The organism is Vibrio sp. JZG10, from assembly GCF_054064075.1.
The window spans coordinates 38,181-59,372 of record NZ_JBSUGE010000014.1; the positions used below are offsets into that span (position 1 = coordinate 38,181).

Below are 21,192 nucleotides of genomic sequence, written 5' to 3' on the forward strand. Positions count from 1 at the left end.
GACCAGCTTTGTTAACTCGGGTCTCAACGAGCACTCTAGTGTTGTTTTTCATAATAAACTCATTGCTTATCCAGCTATCTCAACAAGTTAGACAGTTCATTTTTCATCGTCACGCAAGACTCGTAAAAGAGGCCAATTTGCAAGCAACTAACTCTCAAAAACGCTATTTATGGGAAAAATTCAATCGAAAGTTTGATCCATGCAACGTTGCAAACGATTGCAGGATGATAGTATTCGCCGGATTTGTCTGCGTATCTTGAAAATAGGGAATTATTATGAAAAACGCGTTACAAGGCGCTCAAATGCTCTTTGTCGCTTTTGGTGCTTTGGTGCTTGTGCCGCTGTTAACTGGCCTTGATCCAAATGTCGCCCTCTTTGGTGCCGGTGTCGGTACTCTCCTCTTCCAATTAATGACTAAACGTTCTGTTCCCATCTTCCTTGCCTCTTCTTTTGCGTTTATTGCTCCTATTATGTTCGGTATCCAAACTTGGGGTATCGGCGCAACGATGGGCGGCTTAATGGCAGCGGGCCTGGTTTATGTGGCTTTAGGGGCGATGATCAAAGTGCGCGGTGTTGGATTCATCCATAAAATTCTCCCGCCTGTTGTCGTTGGCCCTGTGATCATGGTGATTGGTCTTGGCCTTGCTCCAACAGCAGTGAACATGGCGGTAGGTAAAACCGGTGATGGTGCTGCACAGCTTGTTAATGGTGATGCTGCGATCATCATCTCGGCGGTCTCACTGCTCACAACCATTGTACTAAGCGTTTTTGCAAAAGGCTTCTTGAAGCTCGTTCCTATTGTTGGTGGTATTCTTGCTGGTTACTCTGTTTCTCTATTCTACGGGGTGGTTGATTTCACTCCTGTAACACAAGCGGCTTGGCTAGCTATGCCAAACTTCACCGCGCCAGAGTTCAACATAAACGCAATCTTGTTCATGATTCCTGTCGCTATCGCACCTGCGGTAGAGCACGTAGGTGACATGCTTGCTATCTCAAACGTTACAGGTAAAAACTACCTGAAAAAACCTGGCCTTCATCGCACAATCGCAGGTGACGGGGTGGCAACTATCGCAGCCTCGATGGTGGGTGCTCCACCAAACACCACTTACAGTGAAGTTACAGGAGCGGTAATGCTAACCAAAGCATTTAACCCTGTGATCATGACTTGGGCTGCGATCACTGCAATCGTACTTGCATTGGTAGGTAAGCTAGGTGCGGTTCTTCAAACAATTCCTGTGCCTGTCATGGGCGGCATCATGATTCTGCTTTTCGGCTCTATCGCCACAGTAGGCCTCAACACACTGATCAAGAATAACGTTGATTTACATAAGTCTCGCAACCTAGTGATCGTTGCCGTAACACTTGTATTTGGTATTGGCGGTATGGCTTTCGGTATTGGTGAGTTCAGCCTACAAGGTGTGAGCCTATGCGGTATCGTGGCAATTATTCTTAACCTTGTGTTACCAAACGATTTAGGTGAAAACCACGTTGTAGATAACGCACAAATGGAAGAAGAGAACGCGAAATAGTGCGTCTGCGCTGCTTTACTGAGTGGCGCATTTTATTCTTCTCGTATTATAGATATAAAAAAGGCTTGGTTTTCACCAAGCCTTTGTTTTTTCTGTTCAGTCGTAGTAATACATTAAAGAATTACTTAGTACCGAAGATCTTATCACCTGCATCACCTAGACCCGGTACGATGTAGCCTTTGTCATTTAGCTTCTCATCGATTGCCGCAGTGTATAACTCCACATCTGGGTGTGCTTTTTCTAGCGCTTCAATACCTTCTGGTGCAGCAACAAGTACCAACACTTTGATTTGGTTACAACCTTTCTCTTTTAGAAGATCGATCGTAGCAATCATAGAACCACCTGTTGCAAGCATTGGGTCAACAACAAGCGCAATACGCTCATCGATGTTAGAAGCAAGCTTGTTGAAGTAAGGAACTGGCTCAAGTGTTTCTTCATCACGGTAAATACCAACAACACTGATACGTGCGCTTGGCATGTGCTCAAGAACACCGTCCATCATGCCTAGACCTGCACGTAGGATTGGTACTACGGTTACTTTTTTACCTTTAATTTGGTCTACTTCTACCGGACCGTTCCAACCATCAATGGTCACTTTTTCTGTTTCAAAGTCTGACGTTGCTTCGTAAGTAAGTAGGCTACCGACCTCAGTCGCTAACTCACGAAAACGTTTTGTGCTGATGTCACCTTCTCTCATTAGACCAATTTTATGTTTTACTAGAGGGTGCTTTACTTCAACAACTTTCATGTCCATCTCCGGCTATAGTTGGCAATATTTAAACAAACCTTCAGATTATACATGATTTTTACAGGGATATCAGGATAAATCACTAAAGAAAAAAACAGACGCAAACGTTTGCTATCTATGTTTAAGCACTGTTAGAATAGCGCCGTTTTCATATCCAACTTAATACCGAGGACTTCCCTGTGAGTGGTAACAACTCTTCTCTTAGCTATAAAGACGCTGGTGTAGATATTGATGCAGGCAACGCGCTTGTGGATCGTATTAAGGGTGCGGTAAAACGTACTCGTCGCCCTGAAGTTATGGGTGGTATCGGTGGTTTTGGCGCGCTATGCGAATTGCCAACCAAATACAAACAACCTGTACTGGTTTCTGGTACTGATGGCGTAGGTACTAAGCTTCGCCTAGCACTGGATATGAACAAGCACGACACTATCGGCATCGACCTTGTTGCGATGTGTGTAAATGATCTTATCGTGCAAGGCGCAGAGCCACTGTTCTTCCTAGATTATTACGCAACAGGCAAGCTAGACGTTGATACCGCTGCGGATGTTGTTTCAGGTATCGCGGAAGGCTGTATTCAAGCAGGTTGTGCCCTAATTGGTGGCGAAACTGCGGAGATGCCTGGCATGTATGAAGGCGAAGACTACGACGTAGCTGGTTTCTGTGTTGGCGTAGTCGAAAAAGAAGACGTGATCGACGGCACGAAAGTCGCTGCTGGTGATGCACTTATCGCTGTTGGCTCAAGCGGTCCACACTCAAACGGTTACTCCCTTATCCGTAAAATCCTAGAAGTATCTGGTGCAGATAAGAACGAAGAACTAGCAGGTCGCACTATCGGTGAGCACCTACTAGAACCAACGAAGATTTACATCAAATCAGCACTTAAGATGATTGAGAAACACGACATCCATGCGATTTCTCATATCACTGGTGGTGGTTTCTGGGAAAACATCCCACGTGTGCTGCCTGAAGGTACAAAAGCAGTTATCGATGGTAGCAGCTGGGAATGGCCAGTGATCTTCAAGTGGCTACAAGAGAAAGGCAACGTCGACACACACGAAATGTACCGTACGTTCAACTGTGGTGTGGGTCTAATCGTTGCACTACCTAAAGACCAAGCGGAAGCCGCGGTTGCTCTTCTTCAAGAAGAAGGTGAAAACGCATGGGTGATTGGTCAAATCGCGCAAGCTGAAGCGAATGAAGAGCAAGTTGAAATCCAATAATTTGCAAATCGAGCTCACAAGATAAAAAGAATGAGGACACTAGATGACTAGGTCCTCATTTTGCTATCTAGAACAATAAAAACCATTCTATTAGTAGGTAGTTTAGAAGCTACATAACTCTAACCTACAATACCAAGGCACTCTCGACATCATGAAAAACCATACCCTAAAAAACATTGTGGTCCTCATCTCGGGTAACGGAAGTAACCTGCAAGCTATCTTGGAAGCTTGCGAAAACAGCATGCCAAACGCACGAGTGGCAGCCGTGTTCTCTAACAAAGCAGATGCTTTTGGTTTAGAACGTGCAAAAAAGTTTGATGTAGACGGTCACTTTGTCGACCCTAAAGCATTCGACTCGCGTGAAAGCTTTGATGCAGAGCTAATGAGTCAAATCGATGAATACCAACCAGACGTGATTATTCTGGCGGGCTACATGCGTATTCTGAGCAGCGAGTTTGTTTCTCATTACATGGGTAAGATGATCAATATCCACCCTTCTCTTCTACCAAAATATCCTGGGCTACACACACACCAGAGAGCAATAGATGCTGGCGACAAAGAACATGGTACGAGTGTGCACTTTGTAACGGAAGAGCTTGATGGTGGCCCTGTCATACTGCAAGCAAAAGTTCCGGTATTCGAAGACGATAATGCTAGTGTACTTGCAGCGCGTGTTCAGGCTCAGGAACACCGAATCTACCCTATGGTGGCTAAGTGGTTAGTAGATGAGCGCTTAATCATGAAGGATGGTAAAGCCTATTTAGATGGTGCAGAGCTTGGCACACACGGCTACGCCTCCGATGAGTAGTCCTGAATACCAAACTCCAAACACAAAAGAGCAGCCTGAGAGCTGCCTTTTGTTATTTTGAAACATATAAAACTGATTCAAGAAAGCCGTAGTGAGACTAGAAACCTAAAACCCAACATTCTAAAAAATCCCATAACCACTTGAGTAACACGACACTCGGAAAGTAGATTCTGAATCTGGTTCGTTCCTCACCGTTCAGAATGACGTGGTGTTTTATGAGAAATTTCTATCAGTTACGTCTTTCCGGCAAGCCTTAGCGAGACTAGGAAGCTAGAAAGTATGAGAGTTCACCAGTATCCGCATTCGGTTTAAAACGCATCAAAATAAAGCTCGCGATTAAGCGAGCTTTATTTTTATATTCAGAGTAAGAAACCATCACTCCAACGGTTCGGTTGGCGCTTGATTGCCCGGTTTCGCCGCTGCAAACGGCACATTCACCAGTTCAGAGGCATTGTTTTTCACTAGTTCACCTAGGTGAAACAAGCCGTACTCGCCAGGTTTCATCCGCTGCCAAGCTTCGTTACCCGTTAAAGGTTGAGTCGCGATCACAGAAACAATGTCATGTGGCGTTGTTTCTTCTTGGAAGTTAATTTCCACATCTTCATCAAGCAAAGCGGCTTTTCCAAACGGTGCGCGTCTTGTGATCCAATACAAATGATTGGTGCAATACGTCATTACATACTCACCATCACTCAGAAGCATGTTAAATACACCCTTCTCTCTTAGCTCATCACAACATTTAGCAACATATAAGAATACCGACTCCATATCCTTTGGCGGCTCAGGATATCGATCTTCCATTTGCTTCAACAACCAGCAAAATGCCAGTTCGCTATCTGTCTCGCCGACAGGTCGGTGTCGACCCGTATGTAAGTCTTGATAGCCTGAGAGCTGACCGTTGTGCGCAAACGTCCAATACCTACCCCATAACTCACGTGTAAAGGGATGAGTATTTTCTAAATTAACACCACCACGATTCGCCTGTCGGATATGACTAACGACAGCACGACTCTTGATAGGATAATTTTGCACTAACTCTGCAATTTGCGACTCACAACTTGGCTTGGGATCTTTGAAAGTTCGAAAACCTTTCCCTTCGTAGAAGGTAATTCCCCATCCGTCACGGTGTGGGCCAGTTCGACCTCCACGCTGCATGAGCCCGGTAAAACTGAAACAAATATCCGTCGGAACATTAGCGCTCATACCGAGCAATTCACACATGATTTAAAAAACTCCCTAACAACACAGCTCGAAAAGGTGGCCGTGAAACGACTATTCCATCTCTTTTTCAATCAACTGAATGATGATATGAATAATCTTAATATGAATTTCCTGAATGCGGTCCGCATAACCAAAGTGTGGCACGCGGATTTCAATATCGGCAAGCCCTGCCATTTTGCCGCCATCTTTGCCTGTTAGCGCAATCGTCTTCATGCCTTTCGCTTGCGCCGCTTCAATCGCTTTAAGGATGTTACCTGAGTTACCTGAAGTCGACAGACCAAACAGGACGTCACCTTTTCGGCCAACCGCTTCTACATAACGGGAAAACACGAAGTCATAACCAAAGTCATTACTCACGCAAGAAAGGTGGCTTGGATCTGAAATAGCAATACCAGCATAGCCAGGACGGTTTTCTCGGTAACGGCCTGTTAACTCTTCGGCAAAGTGCATCGAATCACAGTGAGAACCACCGTTACCACATGACAGTACTTTACCATCTTGCTTGAATGAGTCAGCAATCATTTTCGCCGCTGCTTCGATTTGCGCAATGTTATGGTCATCGCTTAAAAATTTGTTGAGCACTTCAGCAGCTTCGTTTAATTCACTTCTAATCAGATCATGGTACATAAGACGTTCTCTTTATTATTTCGGCTTCAGTCAGTCCTAGATTCACTGAGCAAATTGTTCTGATACCAATTTGGTATCGGACATTTCATAAACCTGAACTCGGGTTTGATTACTCTGAGTTTACCCACAAACGAGAATTAGTGTCGATAGTGAACCAACAGATTTAGATTGGTGATGGTAATAAACTTGTCAACTTGCTCATGAAACCATCACTCAAATCGCACTTTAGAACTTTAACTCTACTTAGATCACTTTTTATCCAATCTTATGTTTTACATTTCCTTAATATTTTGATTACACTTAAACCAACTGGTTGGACCTCTTACCTAACATACAGACGTACAACACTTATAAAGTCTGAAAAGGAAAATACATATGGACATCTTGCTCTCAATCATCACGATGACGGTCGTGTTAGGCATTACGCTCTACCACCGCATGTCTCTCGTGAAATCTATTAGTTTACTCACAGCAGCTATGTTAGCGCTTACAGTAACAGGCGCGGTTGGCGTTACTGGTTGGACGATTTACGTTCTTGCTGCCGCTGTATTCGCGGTTCCTGGCGTACGTCAGTCTTTGATAAGCCGCAAAGCATTAGCGCTTTTCAAGAAAGTGCTGCCAGCTATGTCTCAAACCGAAAAAGAAGCGTTAGACGCAGGTACCGTCTGGTGGGAAGCCGAACTATTTAAAGGCAAACCAGAGTGGCAAAAGCTACACGCGATTCAAGCACCTAAGTTAAGTGCGGAAGAACAAGCCTTTTTAGACGGCCCTGTGAATGAAGTGTGCGCCATGGTGAGTGATTTCCAAGTGACCCATGAACTCGCGGACTTACCGCCAGAAGTTTGGCAATACCTGAAAGATCACAAATTCTTCGCCATGATCATTAAGAAAAAATACGGTGGTCTTGAGTTCTCAGCATACGCTCAATCACTAGTACTACAAAAACTAACGGGTGTTTCTGGCGTTCTATCGTCTACCGTTGGTGTTCCTAACTCTTTGGGCCCTGGTGAGCTACTGCAACACTACGGTACTGAAGATCAGAAAAATCATTACTTACCGCGCCTAGCTGAAGGTAAGGAAATCCCTTGTTTCGCCTTAACGAGTCCAGAAGCAGGCTCTGACGCTGGCTCTATTCCAGATTACGGTGTGGTTTGTAAAGGCGAATGGGAAGGAAAAGAAGTACTGGGTATGCGCCTGACTTGGAACAAGCGCTACATCACTCTAGCGCCAGTCGCAACGGTACTAGGCTTAGCATTTAAACTTCGCGATCCTGAAGGTTTGCTAGGCGACAAAGAAGATCTTGGCATCACTTGTGCGCTTATCCCAACTGATGTCAAAGGTGTTGAGATAGGTAACCGACACTTCCCGCTCAATGTGCCATTCCAAAATGGTCCAACGCGCGGTAAAGACATCTTTGTTCCTATCGATTTCATTATCGGTGGTGAAAAAATGGCGGGCCAAGGTTGGCGTATGCTGGTTGAGTGTCTATCGGTTGGTCGTGGTATCACGCTACCTTCAAACTCAACAGGTGGCATCAAAACTGCGGCAATGGCAACGGGCGCTTACTCACGCATTCGTCGCCAGTTCAAACAACCTATCGGTCACATGGAAGGCGTAGAAGAGCCATTGGCACGTCTTGGTGGTAATGCTTACGTGATGGATGCAGCAAGCAACTTAACCGTGGCAGGTATCGACTTAGGTGAAAAGCCATCAGTAATCTCAGCTATCGTGAAGTACCACTGTACTCATCGCGGTCAGCAAAGCATCATCGACGCAATGGACATCGTAGGCGGTAAAGGTATCTGTATGGGACCTTCTAACTTCCTAGCGCGTGGTTACCAAGGTGCGCCAATCGCGGTAACGGTTGAGGGTGCAAACATTTTAACACGCTCAATGATCATCTTTGGTCAAGGTGCGATTCGTTGTCACCCTTACGTTCTTGAAGAAATGAACGCAGCATATTCTGACGCTGGCGATGCAGTTGAGAAGTTCGATAAAGCGCTTGCGGGTCACGTGAGCTTTACCATGAGTAACCTCGTACGCAGTATCTGGTTTGGTTTGAGCGACGGTTTAGGTTCTTCATCACCAACCAAAGATGCAACCAAGCGTTACTACCAACAATTGAACCGTTACAGTGCAAACCTTGCTCTGCTATCGGATATCTCAATGGCAGTGCTAGGTGGCTCTTTGAAGCGTAAAGAGCGTCTATCAGCGCGTCTTGGTGACATTCTAAGCCAGCTATATTTAAGCTCTGCGGCGTTGAAACGTTTTGAGCAAGATGGCCGCCCAGTCGAAGATTTACCATTAGTACACTGGGGTCTACAAGACAGTTTGAAACAAGCGGAAGTGGCGGTAGACGAATTCTTAGCAAACTTCCCGAACAAAGTGATTGGTCGTGCACTGCGCGTGTTAATCATGCCATTCGGTCGTGTACGCAAAGCGCCAAGCGATAAACTAGACAGCAAAGTGGCGCGCATTCTACAAACGCCTAGTGCAACGCGCTCACGCATTGGTCGCGGTCAGTACCTTGAACCAACCGAGCACAACGCAGCAGGTAAGATTGAGCTTGCATTGTCTGTGATTCTTCAAGCTGAGCCTGTGTTTGACAAGGTATGTAAAGCGCAAGGTAAACGCCGTCCATTTATGCGTTTGGATATGATTGCTCAGGAAGGGCTAGAGCAAGGCTTGATCACGCAAGAAGAAGCCGACCTACTAAGAGAAGCTGAACAGCATCGTCTGGATACAATCAACGTTGACGACTTCGAGCCGGAATTGCTCGCCGCAAAGCCGCTATACCCTCAGATGGATAGCGTTGCCTAACTCTCTAATCTGAAACCATACAACGGGAGTGACAACTCCCGTTTTTTATTGCTACCAAAATAGCGTTCATAACACCTCACACCACGAAGAACCTCTGTGCAAGCGCAATAAAATCCACGCACTCCGACCCTTCCCCCGATTTCCAGTGATAACTAACTCACAGACGTTCCAAGCAAGCGGTGTATACTTTTAAGTAACTCACTCACATATATGGTAAATCCGTTGGCTAAAATATTATTCGCACAGTGGTTCCCAGGGCTTGTTCAGCTTAAGCATTATCAAAAAGAATGGTTTGTTAACGACTTTAGAGCCGCCTTTTCTGTTGTCGCGGTTGCCCTGCCAGTTGCCATAGCTTATGCACAGCTAACCGGTGTATCTGCAATTGTCGGTCTGTACTCGTGTGTACTGCCAATGTTGGTATACGCCATGATGGGCACATCTCGACAACTCATTGTCGGACCTGATGCAGCAACCTGTGCAGTGATTGCCGCCGTTGTTACGCCGCTTGCCGCGGGTGATCCTACAAAACATTGGCAGTTAGTCATGACCATGACAGCGATGACGGGGATTTGGTGTGTACTGGCCAGTCGTTTCAAGTTAGGGGTGTTTGCAGATTTCCTTTCTCGCCCGATTCTTTTGGGTCTACTCAACGGTGTTGCTCTCACGATTATCGTTGGTCAGTTTGCCAAAGTGGTCGGTTTGAAATACGAACAACGTTATTTGCTGGAACGCTTATGGGAGGCTCCACAACGATTAACCGAGCTTCATTGGCCTACCGTAACTCTGAGTATCGTGACGGTTGTCGTTTATTTACTCACCAAACGCTACCGACCAACTTGGCCTGCTGCCATGCTGGCGATACTCGTGACTACCGCGTCAGTTTGGTTTTTCCATTTACAAGAGATGGGCGTATCCGTAGTTGGGCTCACTCAAGGTGGTTTCCCTCAGTTTCAAACGCCGGAGTTTGAGCTAGGTGAAGTTCGTGAGTTAGTGGTCCCGGCGCTCAACCTTGCGATTGTCAGCTTTGTTAGCATGATGCTCACCGCGCGCAGTTTCGCCGCTAAAAACGGTTATGATATTGATGCAAATAAAGAGTTTCAGGCGTTGGGCTTTGCTAACATTGCCTCAGCGTTTTCGCAAGGTTTCGCGATAAGCGGCGCTGACTCACGCACAGCGGTAAATGATGCAAACGGCGGTAAATCTCAATTAGTTTCGATCGTCGCCGCAATCACCATTGCCATTATTGCGGTATTTATTTATGAGCCTTTACAGTTTATTCCCATCGCATCACTTGGTGTCGTGTTGATCATCGCATCCTTGTCTCTGCTCGATCTCAAAGCCATTTGGAAATTAAAATCTCGTGACAAAGATGCATTTTATCTGGCCATCATTACTTTTATTTCTGTGTTGATCGTGGGTGTAATACCGGGGATCACTTTGGCGGTACTGCTAGGGCTGTTTCAATTTTTACGTATTGTCATGCGACCGAGTGATCAGCTACTTGGCTTGGATGAAAAAGGCACCATTCGGACCATCGACGACTCAGGAAAAGCTTCGCCTATTCCTGGAATGGTGATTTACCGCTTTAACTCGCCGCTGACTTACTTCAACGCACCTTACTTTAAACGCCGAGTGTTAGAGCAAGTAGAACATCACAAAGACGCAAGTTGCGTTGTCATCGACGCCGTATCGAGCTTTACTCACTTAGATCTCAGTGTGATGGCAACACTGTCAGATATTCACAATACTTTAAAAAAGAGAGGCGTACGCTTAATCCTCGCAGGAAGGAAACGACGCTTACGTCAATGGTGTGAGCTTACTGGTATCAGCACCAGTGAAGGAGGCATCTTACTGCGAGCCGATATGTACCTTGCCATTAAACTTAGTGGCTGTTACATCAGTGCTGTGGGTGAGGGACAAATTCCTACTGTTCAAAAAGAGCCTGATTTAGAGCAGCCACCCAAACCAATTCCAGAAGTGGCTTAAGTAGAAGTTTAATATAGAAAACAGGAAATTAAACTCCTGTTTTCTATTGCTTATTTGCACAGCTGAATACGTGTTACGCCTTCGGCTTAAACTTTTTTGTCATCCCTTGGCTTTTAGGAGCCACCAGCCTATAACCAAGCTTTTCGTAAAAGACCGGTTCATCAGCAATCATAGAAACGTAAGAGCCTTCAAGTGCAACAGAAGAAAGATAACCGTCGATGTATTCCATGACTTTTCTACCTAACCCGTTACCTTGATAATCAGGGTCAACGGCAACGTCGACAATTTCGAAGTTACACGCCCCGTCACCAACAATCCGGCCCATTGCAATGAGCTTTCCTTCATCCCGGACAGATACGCCATACAACGAATTGGGTAGACCAATTTCAGCAGCTTTCAACGATTTGGGTGATAGCCCGGCTTTGACGCGCATATCACAGTATTCTTTCGGGCTTGGCACGTGCTCTTCATATCTTATTGTCATTATGTACGACTCCTTTGTATCACCTTGGAGCTTACATAACCAAACTGTATAAATAAACAGTTAAAATTGGAAAGATGTTCCCATTAAGCACACAAAGTGTCGGGTCTGGAAAAGAAGCCACCGACAACTCTGACGCCATAGTAGATATAAGTCGCTCTGAAGCTAGACATTCCTTTTTCTAAACATATTTCTCTCAGCAACATATCCGCATGCTTTCGAGCACTTTGTGGCAACACCTCTTCCCTCATGAGTTGGTAAACAGCATCATGCACTAAAGAAGCTTTCATAATGTTTTTTGTGTCTAATGCTGGCCCACTCGCTCCATCCCAAGCATAGCCCTTTTTAATCGTTAACACGCCTTGTTTGGACAAACTAAGAAAAGGGCAGTCATACGCCTGACTCACTGAAATGCGAGTCTCAATCTTTTCTTCAGAATGGAGAGTGTATTTGTACTTCTGACGTTTTTTGTATTTCATAACCTAACCGCCTAACTAACATGAGTGGGAGGAACGGGGATAACTCTCAAATTAGAGTTTCTCAGAGAGTTTTTTCAGGTAGGACTTAGCGAGATCATGGTTATCTCTGCTCAACCACTTAATGCAATCAAAGAGTTCCCAAATCAGGCCTTGATCACCACTGGTATAAACTGGGAAATCTTCATGCTTTGGCGCAGGTTCATCAGTAACCATGCCAGCAATCACATCAGTTTTATCAAATAAAACCTTAAATGGCTTAGAAAGTTTGAAAGGCTCACAGAGATCTAAACAATGAATCTCTGCACTGGTTAGATCATTAAAAATGTATTTTTTGAAGCACGCATTTTCGTTGTGCTCTCCCTCAAGTCGATAAAAAATGTCTTTATTAGCTTCAAACTGGGTAAAGCAAGGCTCTGAGGCTTTATGGAAGTTGTTTTGAGTAAAGACAACAACATCAGCGTCCGAAATACGGTCACCTTTTCCTGATGACAATGAACCAAGCAATACCGCAGCAACAACGTCTTTTTTAGAATAAAAGGCATCATAAGCAGACTCAACCAAGGCCTTTTGTCGTGGTAGATGTTCTAGTTCTAACGCTCCAATTGTCATAACTCACTCCGTAGATACGCACTAAAATCAAGTCGAAACGTAAAGAGTATCATGCGAGCTTTATTATGATTAATCAACGTTAAATCATGGTGTTACTTTAAAATAAAATGATTAATGACCATTAGAAACATCAAATTCTGCCTCAAACTTAAACTGAAAAAAAACGGAGCCGATTGGCTCCGTTTCTCGCTTCATGTGTTACTACTATTTCTTTGGCACTTCTAACTGCATCTCTGGCATGGCATCGCGCTTCGCTTTAATTTTGCGCCAGACTATCCATGCAATGATCACAATCAGCAGCATTATCACGTTACCCACCGCGATAATAATCATGCTGCGCTTACGCTCAGCCTCCCGCTCAGCGATAATTTGCTTTTCCATTTCAATACGGCGCTGCTCGGCTAATTCAGCTTCTTTTGCAATTCGAGCGACTTCTAGATCAACTTCATCAACAACACTGAAGGTTTGCTCTGGAATAGGAAACACCAGTGGACGTTGAGTCGCAAAATCAGTGGCAAAGATCTCGCCACGCCATGCGTACTTACCTAGCTCAGCATCGTTATTGAGGTTCAGCGTGGTTCTCATTCCATCTTCAGACACCTGCCCTTGGCTGTAGCTAACGAAGCCATCGGGTGCATCTTGTTCCACCGTGACTGCGATTGAGCCTGGCGCGATCATACCTTGCTCACCACTCACCACCAATTGGTGTGGTTTGTCAGGATTGCGCGCCTGAATAAAAGTACGAGAAATGGGGTTCGGATAAACCAAGATGACTTGCTCTTGCGCTCGTAAGAATACGCCATTACCAGAGGTGATTCGCGCACGGTACTTACCGGGCTCAACGTCTATTGGTAGTTGGACAGTGAACACACCATCCCCTGCTTTTTCATCCAAGCCGCGGCCATCATCAGCAAACTCACCCACAACCATCGGCACTGGACGTGCTTCTTTGATCAACTCATCTTCATTTTCGACAAACTTGGTAAATGTCACGCGTAGATTCACGCGGTCAAGGAAGTCGCGCAGTACGAGAGGTTTGTCGTCGGAGGTTAGGCGAGCTGTAAACTTAAGCGCTTCCCCATTATATAATCGGTTTGGGAACACATCCGTGCTGAGCTTTAAGTGAGAAATTAAGCGGATGTTATTTTTAGGAGTGACTTTCCCCACAGCCTGCCATGGACCTGGCATAGGGTTGTCAACGGAGATAATATCGAGTGAGGCTTCTTGGTACCAACGTACATTGTCGTAGGCGTCCCAAGCATAGTACTTTTTACCGTCAGGGCGGACTAAAACAACTGGCTGAGAACTTTGCTCACGATAAACTAAAAAAGTGATCTGCTCGATGGTTGGATCCACTCGAAAGCGATTGTCTAACAAAGACATAGCAGATTCACTCGATGCACTCGAGAGACTACTCCATATCGCTAAAAACGCGACCAACAAAGCCCTCAGCATAGCTTCTCCTATTGATGCCAAATACAGTCGTTCACCAACTCTAATCTTTTTTGGTGAGCTTCTAGTTCATCGGCACTTGCGCGCAAAACCTTTAGCGCTTTTCTTCCTTCAATACGGCGAATGGTTTCTACCCCACCCTCTTGTTTATTCGCGTTAAACTCTAGACTCGTTTGACCACCCGTCATAAAGAGGTAAACGTCGGCTAGAATCTCCGCATCGAGCAAAGCTCCGTGGAGTGTACGGTGCGAGTTATCAATACCGTAGCGTTCACATAAGATATCAAGGTTGTTTCGCTTGCCAGGGAAGATTTTCTTCGCCATAGCAAGGGTATCGGTCACCTTGCAGTAGTCGTCCGTTTTGCCGATGTTGGGATCGAGCATGCCAAACTCGTAATCCATAAAGCCCGTATCGAAGGGTGCGTTGTGGGCAACAAGTTCTGCGCCTTTAATAAACTCAAGAAACTCTTGGTGCACGCTCGCGTATTCCGGTTTATCAACCAAGAATTCATCCGTAATACCGTGAACTTCAACCGCTTCTGGTTGGATTTCACGATCGGGTTTTAAATAAACGTGGAAGTGACGACCAGTCAGCTTACGGTTGATGATCTCCACGGCACCGATTTCAATAATGCGGTGTCCCATGTAATGAGGACCACCCTCGCGGTTCATACCTGTGGTTTCGGTATCGAGAACGACAATGCGGTTATATTCAGAATTGCTGCTGGTATTCATAAGGTTATGTATGTCAGACTATGCTTTATTAAATGTTTCGGCTAATAGTACCAAAAAATATGACCAAACACGTTGAGATTTTCACTGACGGTTCTTGTTTAGGTAACCCAGGACCAGGTGGTTACGGCATTGTATTGCGTTACAAAGACGTAGAAAAGACGCTTTCCAAAGGCTACACGTTAACCACCAACAACCGCATGGAAATGTTGGCGGCTGTCGTCGCGCTGCAGACGTTAAAACAACCTTGCAAAGTCACTTTAACGACTGACAGTCAATATGTGCGCCAAGGTATTACTCAGTGGATCCATAACTGGAAGAAGCGTGGCTGGAAAACAGCGGATAAAAAACCCGTTAAGAATGCCGATCTATGGCAAGCTCTAGACAAAGAAACCGCACGCCATCAAGTTGAATGGCACTGGGTAAAAGGCCACGCTGGTCATCGTGAGAATGAAATTTGTGATGAGCTAGCCCGTACCGCCGCAGAAAACCCAACCGAGGAAGATACTGGTTACCAACCCTCTTAACGAGATTCTTTCCTCATAGTATTGCCCTCTCGATTCATCACCCCTAGTGGTGTGAGCTTTTTCTTCAAACGCCAATGCGGTTTGATAGGCTTGAGAGGGTATGTTCGTTTCCTTGCCACAATGTAATACAAACTCCCTGCAGGTGACGCCCAATCACCGAGACTGTTTTCCAACCATGTCCACATCGTGCGGTAACGCTTCATCGGAAACAGCGCGTAACGATCGCAATGAATCACTTGATAATTAAGTAACCCTAACCAGTCGTTGATGCGGTTCGACGTAAACATTCGTCCACTCCAAGGCAAATTATGTTTACGCCATGGAAGCAAACTCGCTAATCCAGTCAAACTTAGTGGGTTAAATCCAGTGATTATCAAATAACCATCATCCATCATCACTCTATCGACTTCCCGTAGCAAACGGTGTGGATCGCTTGCATAGTCGAGCTGATGAGCGAGTATCACAACATCAAAGCTTTTTTCCAAAAAGGGCAATTCGTAACCATCTGCAATCACATTATGCAACGGGTTCTGGATATCTACGTTGACTTGGTGTTGAATGTTACAATTACAGCTGGTTAGCTCACAGCTCAACCCGCCCAGTTTGAGCATATGGTAACCGAAGAGTTTCGGACACCATTCATCAAGTCGGGTCTGGATTGACTCAAGCACCCACGGACCGTTGTTCATTGCTGACCAAGTCGACGGGTGTGGTATAGTTTTGTTGCTGAGTGCTGGTTTCATTAACCACCTGACTAAAATGGGTGACGGAGAACGAATCGTGTTAGAGATCAAAAGCATACCCGCATTTAATGATAATTACATCTGGCTGATACAAAATAGCGATAAGCGTTGCGCAGTCGTTGATCCGGGCGATGCGAAGCCAGTGTTAGAATACTTGCAGGCTAACGAATTAACTTTAGAAGCGATTTTAATTACGCACCACCACAACGATCACATTGGTGGCGTTCCAGACTTAGTGCGTGCCTTTCCTGAAGTCGCCGTTGTGGGCCCGAAATCTGAGCCAATTCCGACCCTAACCACCCCCATGGAAGAAGGCGACAAACTGGAGTTATTTGGCGAAATCTTTTTAGTGCTAGGTTTACCAGGCCATACCTTAGGTCATATCGGTTACGTTGGAGACGGAAAACTGTTTTGCGGTGACGTGTTGTTTTCCGCAGGCTGCGGTCGTATTTTTGAGGGTACGCCAGAGCAAATGTTTGAGTCACTAAACAAGCTAACGTCTCTACCAGAAGAAACTCAAGTCTTCTGCGCGCATGAATACACCGCGAGTAACGTGGCGTTTGCTTTAGCGGTTGAGCCTGATAATGAGCAGCTACGTCAATATCGCGATGATGTAAACCGACTGCGAGCCCTAAACATTCCGACACTTCCAACAACAATACGCAAAGAAAAGTGGATTAATCCGTTCTTGCGAACCACCAATCCTGACGTGGTTCAATCTGTTGCTAGTCGTATTAAAAATAGCGATCCATGCTCGGTTTTTACTGCTTTGCGTGAGTGGAAGAACGAATTTTAACCATTTTCTGCTTGTAAGTTTGCAAGACCCCAGTATTATCAGGGGCTGATTTTTCGAGAAGCGCCACTGGCGCTTCTCTTACGTTTGGGGGTTGATATAAATCTATTTGAATTTCTCCCCATTGCATAATTTAGAAGCTCTTTGCCTCTATTAATTAGTTAGTGTTTAAAAGATGTCTATTATCTTGCGACTGCCACGCACATTGTGTTGCGCGACAGGCAGGTGAAGATAAAAAGGCCCTAAATAGGCTGAATCCATGCGTTTGAAGTATACCTGGGCGTTGGCGTTGTTATTATCTGGCTGTCAATTGACTCAGTCAGACTCAACGTCTTCTACACCAGAAACCAATAAATCTGAGCAGACTGCAAAACAAAATGCAGCGAAGGCTCAACCGGGCAACACATCGTCTTTAGCAAAAAAATCCGCTAACGACGCGCCTAAAGTTCTTTCCCCTCAGGAACAAGAAGATGTATGGCAACGTATCGCCATGCAACTTGAAATGGATATCCCAAACCATAAGAAAGTGGACTACTACCGTACGTGGTATCTAAAGCACCCGAATCACCTTTACACGGTGTCTAAGCGAGCGACTCCTTTTCTATACATGATCACAAAACGTATCGAAGAGCGTGGACTTCCAATGGAGCTTGCTTTGCTTCCTGTGGTGGAAAGCTCATTCGATGCCTTTGCATACTCACACGGTAGTGCAGCTGGATTGTGGCAATTTGTCCCTGGCACCGGAAAGATGATGGGACTAGAGCAAAACTACTGGTATGACGGTCGCCGAGATGTGGCAGCAGCAACGGATGCCGCACTGGACTACCTTGTACAACTAAACGAGCGTTTTGATGGTAGCTGGGAGCATGCAATTGCTGCTTACAACAGTGGTGGTGGCCGTGTTTCTAGCGCAATTCGTAAAAATAAAAAGCTCGGTAAACCTATCGATTTCTTCTCATTGGACTTACCAAAAGAGACCAGCAGTTACGTACCTAAGCTGCTAGCCTTGGCTGACGTCATCGCAAACCAAGACAAGTACGGACTTAATATTCCTGCGATTCCAAACAAACCTGTTCTAACGCTTGTCGATCCGAAAGAACAGCTTGACCTGGCCATTGCAGCAGATTATGCCGGCATTGGTGTGAAAGAGTTACAAAGTTACAACCCTGCATACAACCAATGGTCGACTGCGCCTGAAGGTCCGCACCAACTTTTGATTCCGGTAGAGAAAAAAGAGACTTTTCTCACTAAGGTGGAGAAAAACCGTGGTAAAGGGATGAAGGTCGCTCGCTACAAGGTGAAGTCTGGTGACTCTTTAAGTGTGCTAGCTAATAAATACGGCACAACCACAAAAGTGATTCGACGTGCAAACGGCCTGTCGAATAACAATATTCGTATTGGCCAGTACCTACTGATTCCGACGTCAACAAAAGACGATGCGAAATACGCACTAACGGCACAAAATCGATTAAGCAAGACTCAATCACGTGCTCGTGGACAACTCAAGCTCACTCATGTCGTTCAGTCTGGAGAGAGTTTGTGGTCAATCGCACGTGAAAATAAAGTGTCGTATAAATCGTTAGCAAAATGGAATGGCATGGGCCCTAAAGATCCATTGCGCGTTGGTCAAAAGCTCGTGATTTGGAAGGACTCAGACAAAGGTGCTGTGATCCGTACCGTTTTCTACAACGTTCGCTCTGGTGACACCATTAGCGGCATTGCAAGCAAGTTCAAAGTAAAAACGAACGACATCGTGAAATGGAACTCGCTACACAAGAAAAAATACTTACAACCAGGTCAAAAGCTTAAGTTGTACGTTGACGTAACGAAGGTAAGTGTATGAACCCATCAAGCAACCCACTTGTGATGCTGTTGGACATTTTTCGTTCTCCAACATCTTGCTTTCTAGCACTTTACCAACGCGGCGGATGGGGATGGCAACCGTTCATCTTCTTGATGCTTAGTCCGTTTTTATTTTGGGGTGCTTACTTTTCGAATGTCGATTTCAATTGGCTCAGTGACCAACTTGCTGCGCAGTTTCAGCAAATCGACCCAAAGCAGATTGATCTATTAGAGCCAAACACGCTAATGGCCAGTGCGATCATCAATGATGTATTCAATCGCTTTGCCACCTTACTGTTGCTTGCGCTTTGGTTCTTTCTTGCAACGAAGGCAAGCAAGCAACAATATGGTTACTGGAAGTGGTTTGCCGCGTCGTGTGCAATCTTATTCCCAGCAGTACTAGGCGATATAGCAAGCTACGCGAGCCTATTGCTCAAGCATGGCCAGGTGATGACTTACGCAGCAGATTTAAACAGCCTCAATGGTCTATTAAAACTGCCACTCACCAACGAGTGGTCGCATTTTGCCAGCTCACTACCACTACTGCTGCCTTGGTACATTGTACTGGGCTACGGTGTTGTGCTTACTTGGACTGAGTTTGAACGTGGGCAAGCCTTGGTGATTGCAAGCCTGCCATGGGTATTCTTCTACGTTATTTGGGCGCTTTATATTGTGGTGACCTAAGCTAGTCATCTAACGTAAATGACAGTAACAATGGGTTATGATCGGAAGCGTCGCTCTGCGGCGCTTTCGCGTATTTGAGGGTCAGTCCTCGGTAAAATACGTGATCCAACGGTAATCCCGTTATAAATTGGACTCGATGATCAGGCGAGAACGTCACTTCTTGCAAGTCCGCGGCTTTTAAGGCCTGTCGCATCGCATTAACGCGAGATTCACTCCAACTATTGAAGTCTCCAGCGAATAGGATCGGCCCTGTATGATGCTTTAAAAGCATTTCAAGAGCCGTTAGCTGAGAGACATACTCTTGCGTGCCAACCGTGAAGTTAATCGCATGTACATTCACCACAGCGAGTCTCTCGCCATTGCTTAATTGATATTGGCTGTATAGTGCAGACTTGGGTAAACGCAGCCAAGGCTCTTTAGACGTATAAGCACAGGCTTTTTCTGGTTGCCCTTGAGCGATACTAATCACACCCGCACCGCTGCCCAGCGCCTTAAAGGCACTCACTTGGTTGCTGACCCAGTTGCCATCCACCAACCATTGCTTAAAAGATGGTGTCATGCTGGCTTCTTGCAATAACAGCAGCTGCTTATCAGCAGAGAATTCATTGAGTGCGCTTTGCCAATTAGTCCGGTTCTGTTTGTAGATATTCCAGACAAGTACATTGATTTCACCGCCCTGATCCAGAGCTTTTGAGCCGCTAAATTCGATACACCTAATATCCTGCGTCAGCTCTGAACCTGTTTGAGTAATGATTTGCGGCTGATCTGGTACGGTGAAAATAACCTGGAAGCCGACCAATACCGCCATAATAAGAAAAGCTAACGCCAGAAAAAAACGCTTAAACATACGACAAACCTGAATATACACACCCTAAAACTGGAACAACCAACCTCGGGTTATTGGATTTCACTGAAAGTAAAAAACAAAAAAGGAGCCACTTGGCTCCCTTTTAGCATAATAAATACGAGACAGGTAACAAGAAACCTTAGATCGCGTCTTCGTCTTCTTCACCAGTACGAATACGAACCACACGCTCAACATCAGTCACAAAGATTTTACCATCACCAATTTTGCCAGTTTGCGCGGTTTCAATGATCGTCTCTACGCATTTATCAGCCACATCTTCCGTTACAACGATTTCGAGCTTCACTTTAGGCAGAAAGTCCACCATGTACTCTGCACCACGGTAAAGCTCGGTGTGACCTTTTTGGCGACCAAAGCCTTTCACTTCAGAGACGGTCATCCCTGTAATGCCAACTTCAGCTAGCGCTTCTCGAACATCATCCAATTTAAATGGCTTGATAATCGCTTCAATTTTTTTCATGTTCATCCCTTAAGCTTCAATCGATTGCGCTTATTATCGTTTAGCGTTTCGCAACATTCAATGTTTGTCTCTGATCCACCAGCGAAAATCCAGATTGAGCAAATTAACATAGCGAATATCGTGAGTTGATAAAACCCCAGTGAGGACTGCTCAATGCCCAATCGTCCAAGCTTTTTCAGACTCGCGTTTACTTCAAACTTGCGTAGTAAGCCGCTAGATTTGCGATATCTTCATCAGACAACAGTGAAGCTTGAGCTTGCATAACGGCAGCAAGACCACCTGTTCGCTCTTTGTTTTTATAGGCTTTAATTGAACTGATAATGTATTGCTCGTTTTGCCCTTTCAGGTTTGGGTAACCCGGAATGACAGCAATGCCGTCGGCGCCATGACACGCAGCGCATACTCCTGCCTTTGCTTGACCTGCTGTGGCATCTCCCGCTGCTAGAGCCTGCCCACTGAGCATGGTTAGCGCCACCATTGCGCCCATGATTGTTTTCTTCATTGCTTCACCTAATCAATTATTATTTAAGGATTTTTATATTTTATAATCGACATTGTGGCATGAAT

At 45.4% G+C, this 21,192-nt stretch carries 21 protein-coding genes; 9 read left to right on the plus strand and 12 right to left on the minus strand.

The window, feature by feature from the left end:
• Positions 1–275 precede the first annotated feature (275 nt).
• Entirely contained in the window at positions 276–1,529 is a 1,254-nt protein-coding gene (locus ACWYVB_RS15915; RefSeq protein ID WP_047008859.1) for a uracil-xanthine permease family protein, read from the plus strand.
• 121 nt (positions 1,530–1,650) lie between these two features.
• On the opposite strand, the gene upp is transcribed toward ACWYVB_RS15915, so the two are convergent.
• Positions 1,651–2,277 (minus strand): uracil phosphoribosyltransferase, encoded by a 627-nt coding sequence (gene upp / locus ACWYVB_RS15920; RefSeq protein ID WP_041852906.1) that lies wholly within the window; start codon positions 2,275–2,277, stop codon positions 1,651–1,653.
• Positions 2,278–2,456: 179 nt separating this feature from the next.
• On the opposite strand from upp, the gene purM reads away from it, so the two are divergent.
• Both purM and purN read left to right on the plus strand, forming a co-directional pair.
• Positions 2,457–3,497 carry a phosphoribosylformylglycinamidine cyclo-ligase gene (gene purM / locus ACWYVB_RS15925; RefSeq protein ID WP_046875517.1) on the plus strand — a complete coding sequence of 347 codons (1,041 nt, stop codon included), beginning with the start codon at positions 2,457–2,459 and terminating at the stop codon, positions 3,495–3,497.
• Between the two features lie 151 nt (positions 3,498–3,648).
• Entirely contained in the window at positions 3,649–4,305 is a 657-nt protein-coding gene (gene purN, locus ACWYVB_RS15930; protein ID WP_170903176.1) for a phosphoribosylglycinamide formyltransferase, read from the plus strand.
• 375 nt (positions 4,306–4,680) lie between these two features.
• Here purN and ACWYVB_RS15935 read toward each other — a convergent pair whose 3' ends face one another.
• Together ACWYVB_RS15935 and lpcA are read right to left on the minus strand one after the other, a co-directional pair.
• Positions 4,681–5,526: a class II glutamine amidotransferase gene (locus ACWYVB_RS15935; RefSeq protein ID WP_006741678.1), complete on the minus strand. Its 846-nt coding sequence runs from the start codon at positions 5,524–5,526 to the stop codon at positions 4,681–4,683.
• A 51-nt stretch (positions 5,527–5,577) separates the two neighbouring features.
• Entirely contained in the window at positions 5,578–6,153 is a 576-nt protein-coding gene (gene lpcA / locus ACWYVB_RS15940) for a D-sedoheptulose 7-phosphate isomerase (RefSeq protein ID WP_005380392.1), read from the minus strand.
• A gap of 375 nt (positions 6,154–6,528) precedes the next feature.
• On the opposite strand from lpcA, the gene fadE reads away from it, so the two are divergent.
• On the plus strand, positions 6,529–8,973 hold the full coding sequence (fadE, locus tag ACWYVB_RS15945; protein WP_395222203.1) for an acyl-CoA dehydrogenase FadE: 2,445 nt from the start codon (positions 6,529–6,531) through the stop codon (positions 8,971–8,973).
• Between the two features lie 210 nt (positions 8,974–9,183).
• Positions 9,184–10,959, plus strand: a complete 1,776-nt coding sequence (locus ACWYVB_RS15950) for a SulP family inorganic anion transporter (protein ID WP_006741676.1) — start codon at positions 9,184–9,186, stop codon at positions 10,957–10,959.
• A gap of 73 nt (positions 10,960–11,032) precedes the next feature.
• On the opposite strand, the gene ACWYVB_RS15955 is transcribed toward ACWYVB_RS15950, so the two are convergent.
• From ACWYVB_RS15955 to dnaQ, 5 genes are all read right to left on the minus strand, one after another.
• Entirely contained in the window at positions 11,033–11,443 is a 411-nt protein-coding gene (locus ACWYVB_RS15955) for a GNAT family N-acetyltransferase (RefSeq protein WP_145532712.1), read from the minus strand.
• An 83-nt stretch (positions 11,444–11,526) separates the two neighbouring features.
• Complete coding sequence (locus ACWYVB_RS15960; RefSeq protein WP_145532711.1) at positions 11,527–11,919, minus strand: DUF1353 domain-containing protein; 393 nt, start codon at positions 11,917–11,919, stop codon at positions 11,527–11,529.
• Between the two features lie 51 nt (positions 11,920–11,970).
• Positions 11,971–12,528, minus strand: coding sequence for a hypothetical protein (locus ACWYVB_RS15965; RefSeq protein WP_395194750.1), 558 nt, complete (start codon positions 12,526–12,528; stop codon positions 11,971–11,973).
• Positions 12,529–12,732: 204 nt separating this feature from the next.
• Positions 12,733–13,983: a TIGR03503 family protein gene (locus ACWYVB_RS15970; protein WP_395222204.1), complete on the minus strand. Its 1,251-nt coding sequence runs from the start codon at positions 13,981–13,983 to the stop codon at positions 12,733–12,735.
• 8 nt (positions 13,984–13,991) lie between these two features.
• Positions 13,992–14,714 (minus strand): DNA polymerase III subunit epsilon, encoded by a 723-nt coding sequence (dnaQ, locus tag ACWYVB_RS15975; protein ID WP_005380385.1) that lies wholly within the window; start codon positions 14,712–14,714, stop codon positions 13,992–13,994.
• Positions 14,715–14,773: 59 nt separating this feature from the next.
• Here dnaQ and rnhA point away from each other — a divergent pair, with 59 nt between their 5' ends.
• Positions 14,774–15,238: a ribonuclease HI gene (gene rnhA, locus ACWYVB_RS15980; RefSeq protein ID WP_012841509.1), complete on the plus strand. Its 465-nt coding sequence runs from the start codon at positions 14,774–14,776 to the stop codon at positions 15,236–15,238.
• On the opposite strand, the gene ACWYVB_RS15985 is transcribed toward rnhA, so the two are convergent.
• The gene (locus tag ACWYVB_RS15985; RefSeq protein ID WP_012841508.1) at positions 15,235–15,981 is read right to left on the minus strand and encodes a class I SAM-dependent methyltransferase; all 747 of its coding nucleotides are present in this window, start codon (positions 15,979–15,981) and stop codon (positions 15,235–15,237) included. The genes rnhA and ACWYVB_RS15985 overlap by 4 nt on opposite strands.
• A 37-nt stretch (positions 15,982–16,018) precedes the next feature.
• On the opposite strand from ACWYVB_RS15985, the gene gloB reads away from it, so the two are divergent.
• The 3 genes from gloB to ACWYVB_RS16000 all read left to right on the plus strand — a co-directional run bounded on the left by gloB (position 16,019) and on the right by ACWYVB_RS16000 (position 19,300).
• On the plus strand, positions 16,019–16,777 hold the full coding sequence (gene gloB / locus ACWYVB_RS15990) for a hydroxyacylglutathione hydrolase (protein ID WP_006741673.1): 759 nt from the start codon (positions 16,019–16,021) through the stop codon (positions 16,775–16,777).
• A 256-nt stretch (positions 16,778–17,033) separates the two neighbouring features.
• A complete protein-coding gene (locus ACWYVB_RS15995) occupies positions 17,034–18,617 on the plus strand; it encodes a lytic transglycosylase (RefSeq protein ID WP_104969700.1) in 1,584 nt (527 codons plus the stop codon).
• Positions 18,614–19,300, plus strand: a complete 687-nt coding sequence (locus tag ACWYVB_RS16000; RefSeq protein ID WP_301576304.1) for a YIP1 family protein — start codon at positions 18,614–18,616, stop codon at positions 19,298–19,300. Before ACWYVB_RS15995 ends, ACWYVB_RS16000 begins: the two co-directional genes overlap by 4 nt.
• 1 nt (position 19,301) lies before the next feature.
• Here the strand turns inward: ACWYVB_RS16000 and ACWYVB_RS16005 are convergent, their stop codons facing one another.
• From ACWYVB_RS16005 to ACWYVB_RS16015, 3 genes are all read right to left on the minus strand, one after another.
• Complete coding sequence (locus tag ACWYVB_RS16005) at positions 19,302–20,147, minus strand: endonuclease/exonuclease/phosphatase family protein (RefSeq protein WP_053809794.1); 846 nt, start codon at positions 20,145–20,147, stop codon at positions 19,302–19,304.
• Positions 20,148–20,286: 139 nt separating this feature from the next.
• Positions 20,287–20,625 carry a nitrogen regulatory protein P-II gene (glnB, locus tag ACWYVB_RS16010; protein ID WP_005436810.1) on the minus strand — a complete coding sequence of 113 codons (339 nt, stop codon included), beginning with the start codon at positions 20,623–20,625 and terminating at the stop codon, positions 20,287–20,289.
• A 187-nt stretch (positions 20,626–20,812) separates the two neighbouring features.
• Positions 20,813–21,127: a c-type cytochrome gene (locus ACWYVB_RS16015; protein WP_012841507.1), complete on the minus strand. Its 315-nt coding sequence runs from the start codon at positions 21,125–21,127 to the stop codon at positions 20,813–20,815.
• Positions 21,128–21,192 lie beyond the last annotated feature (65 nt).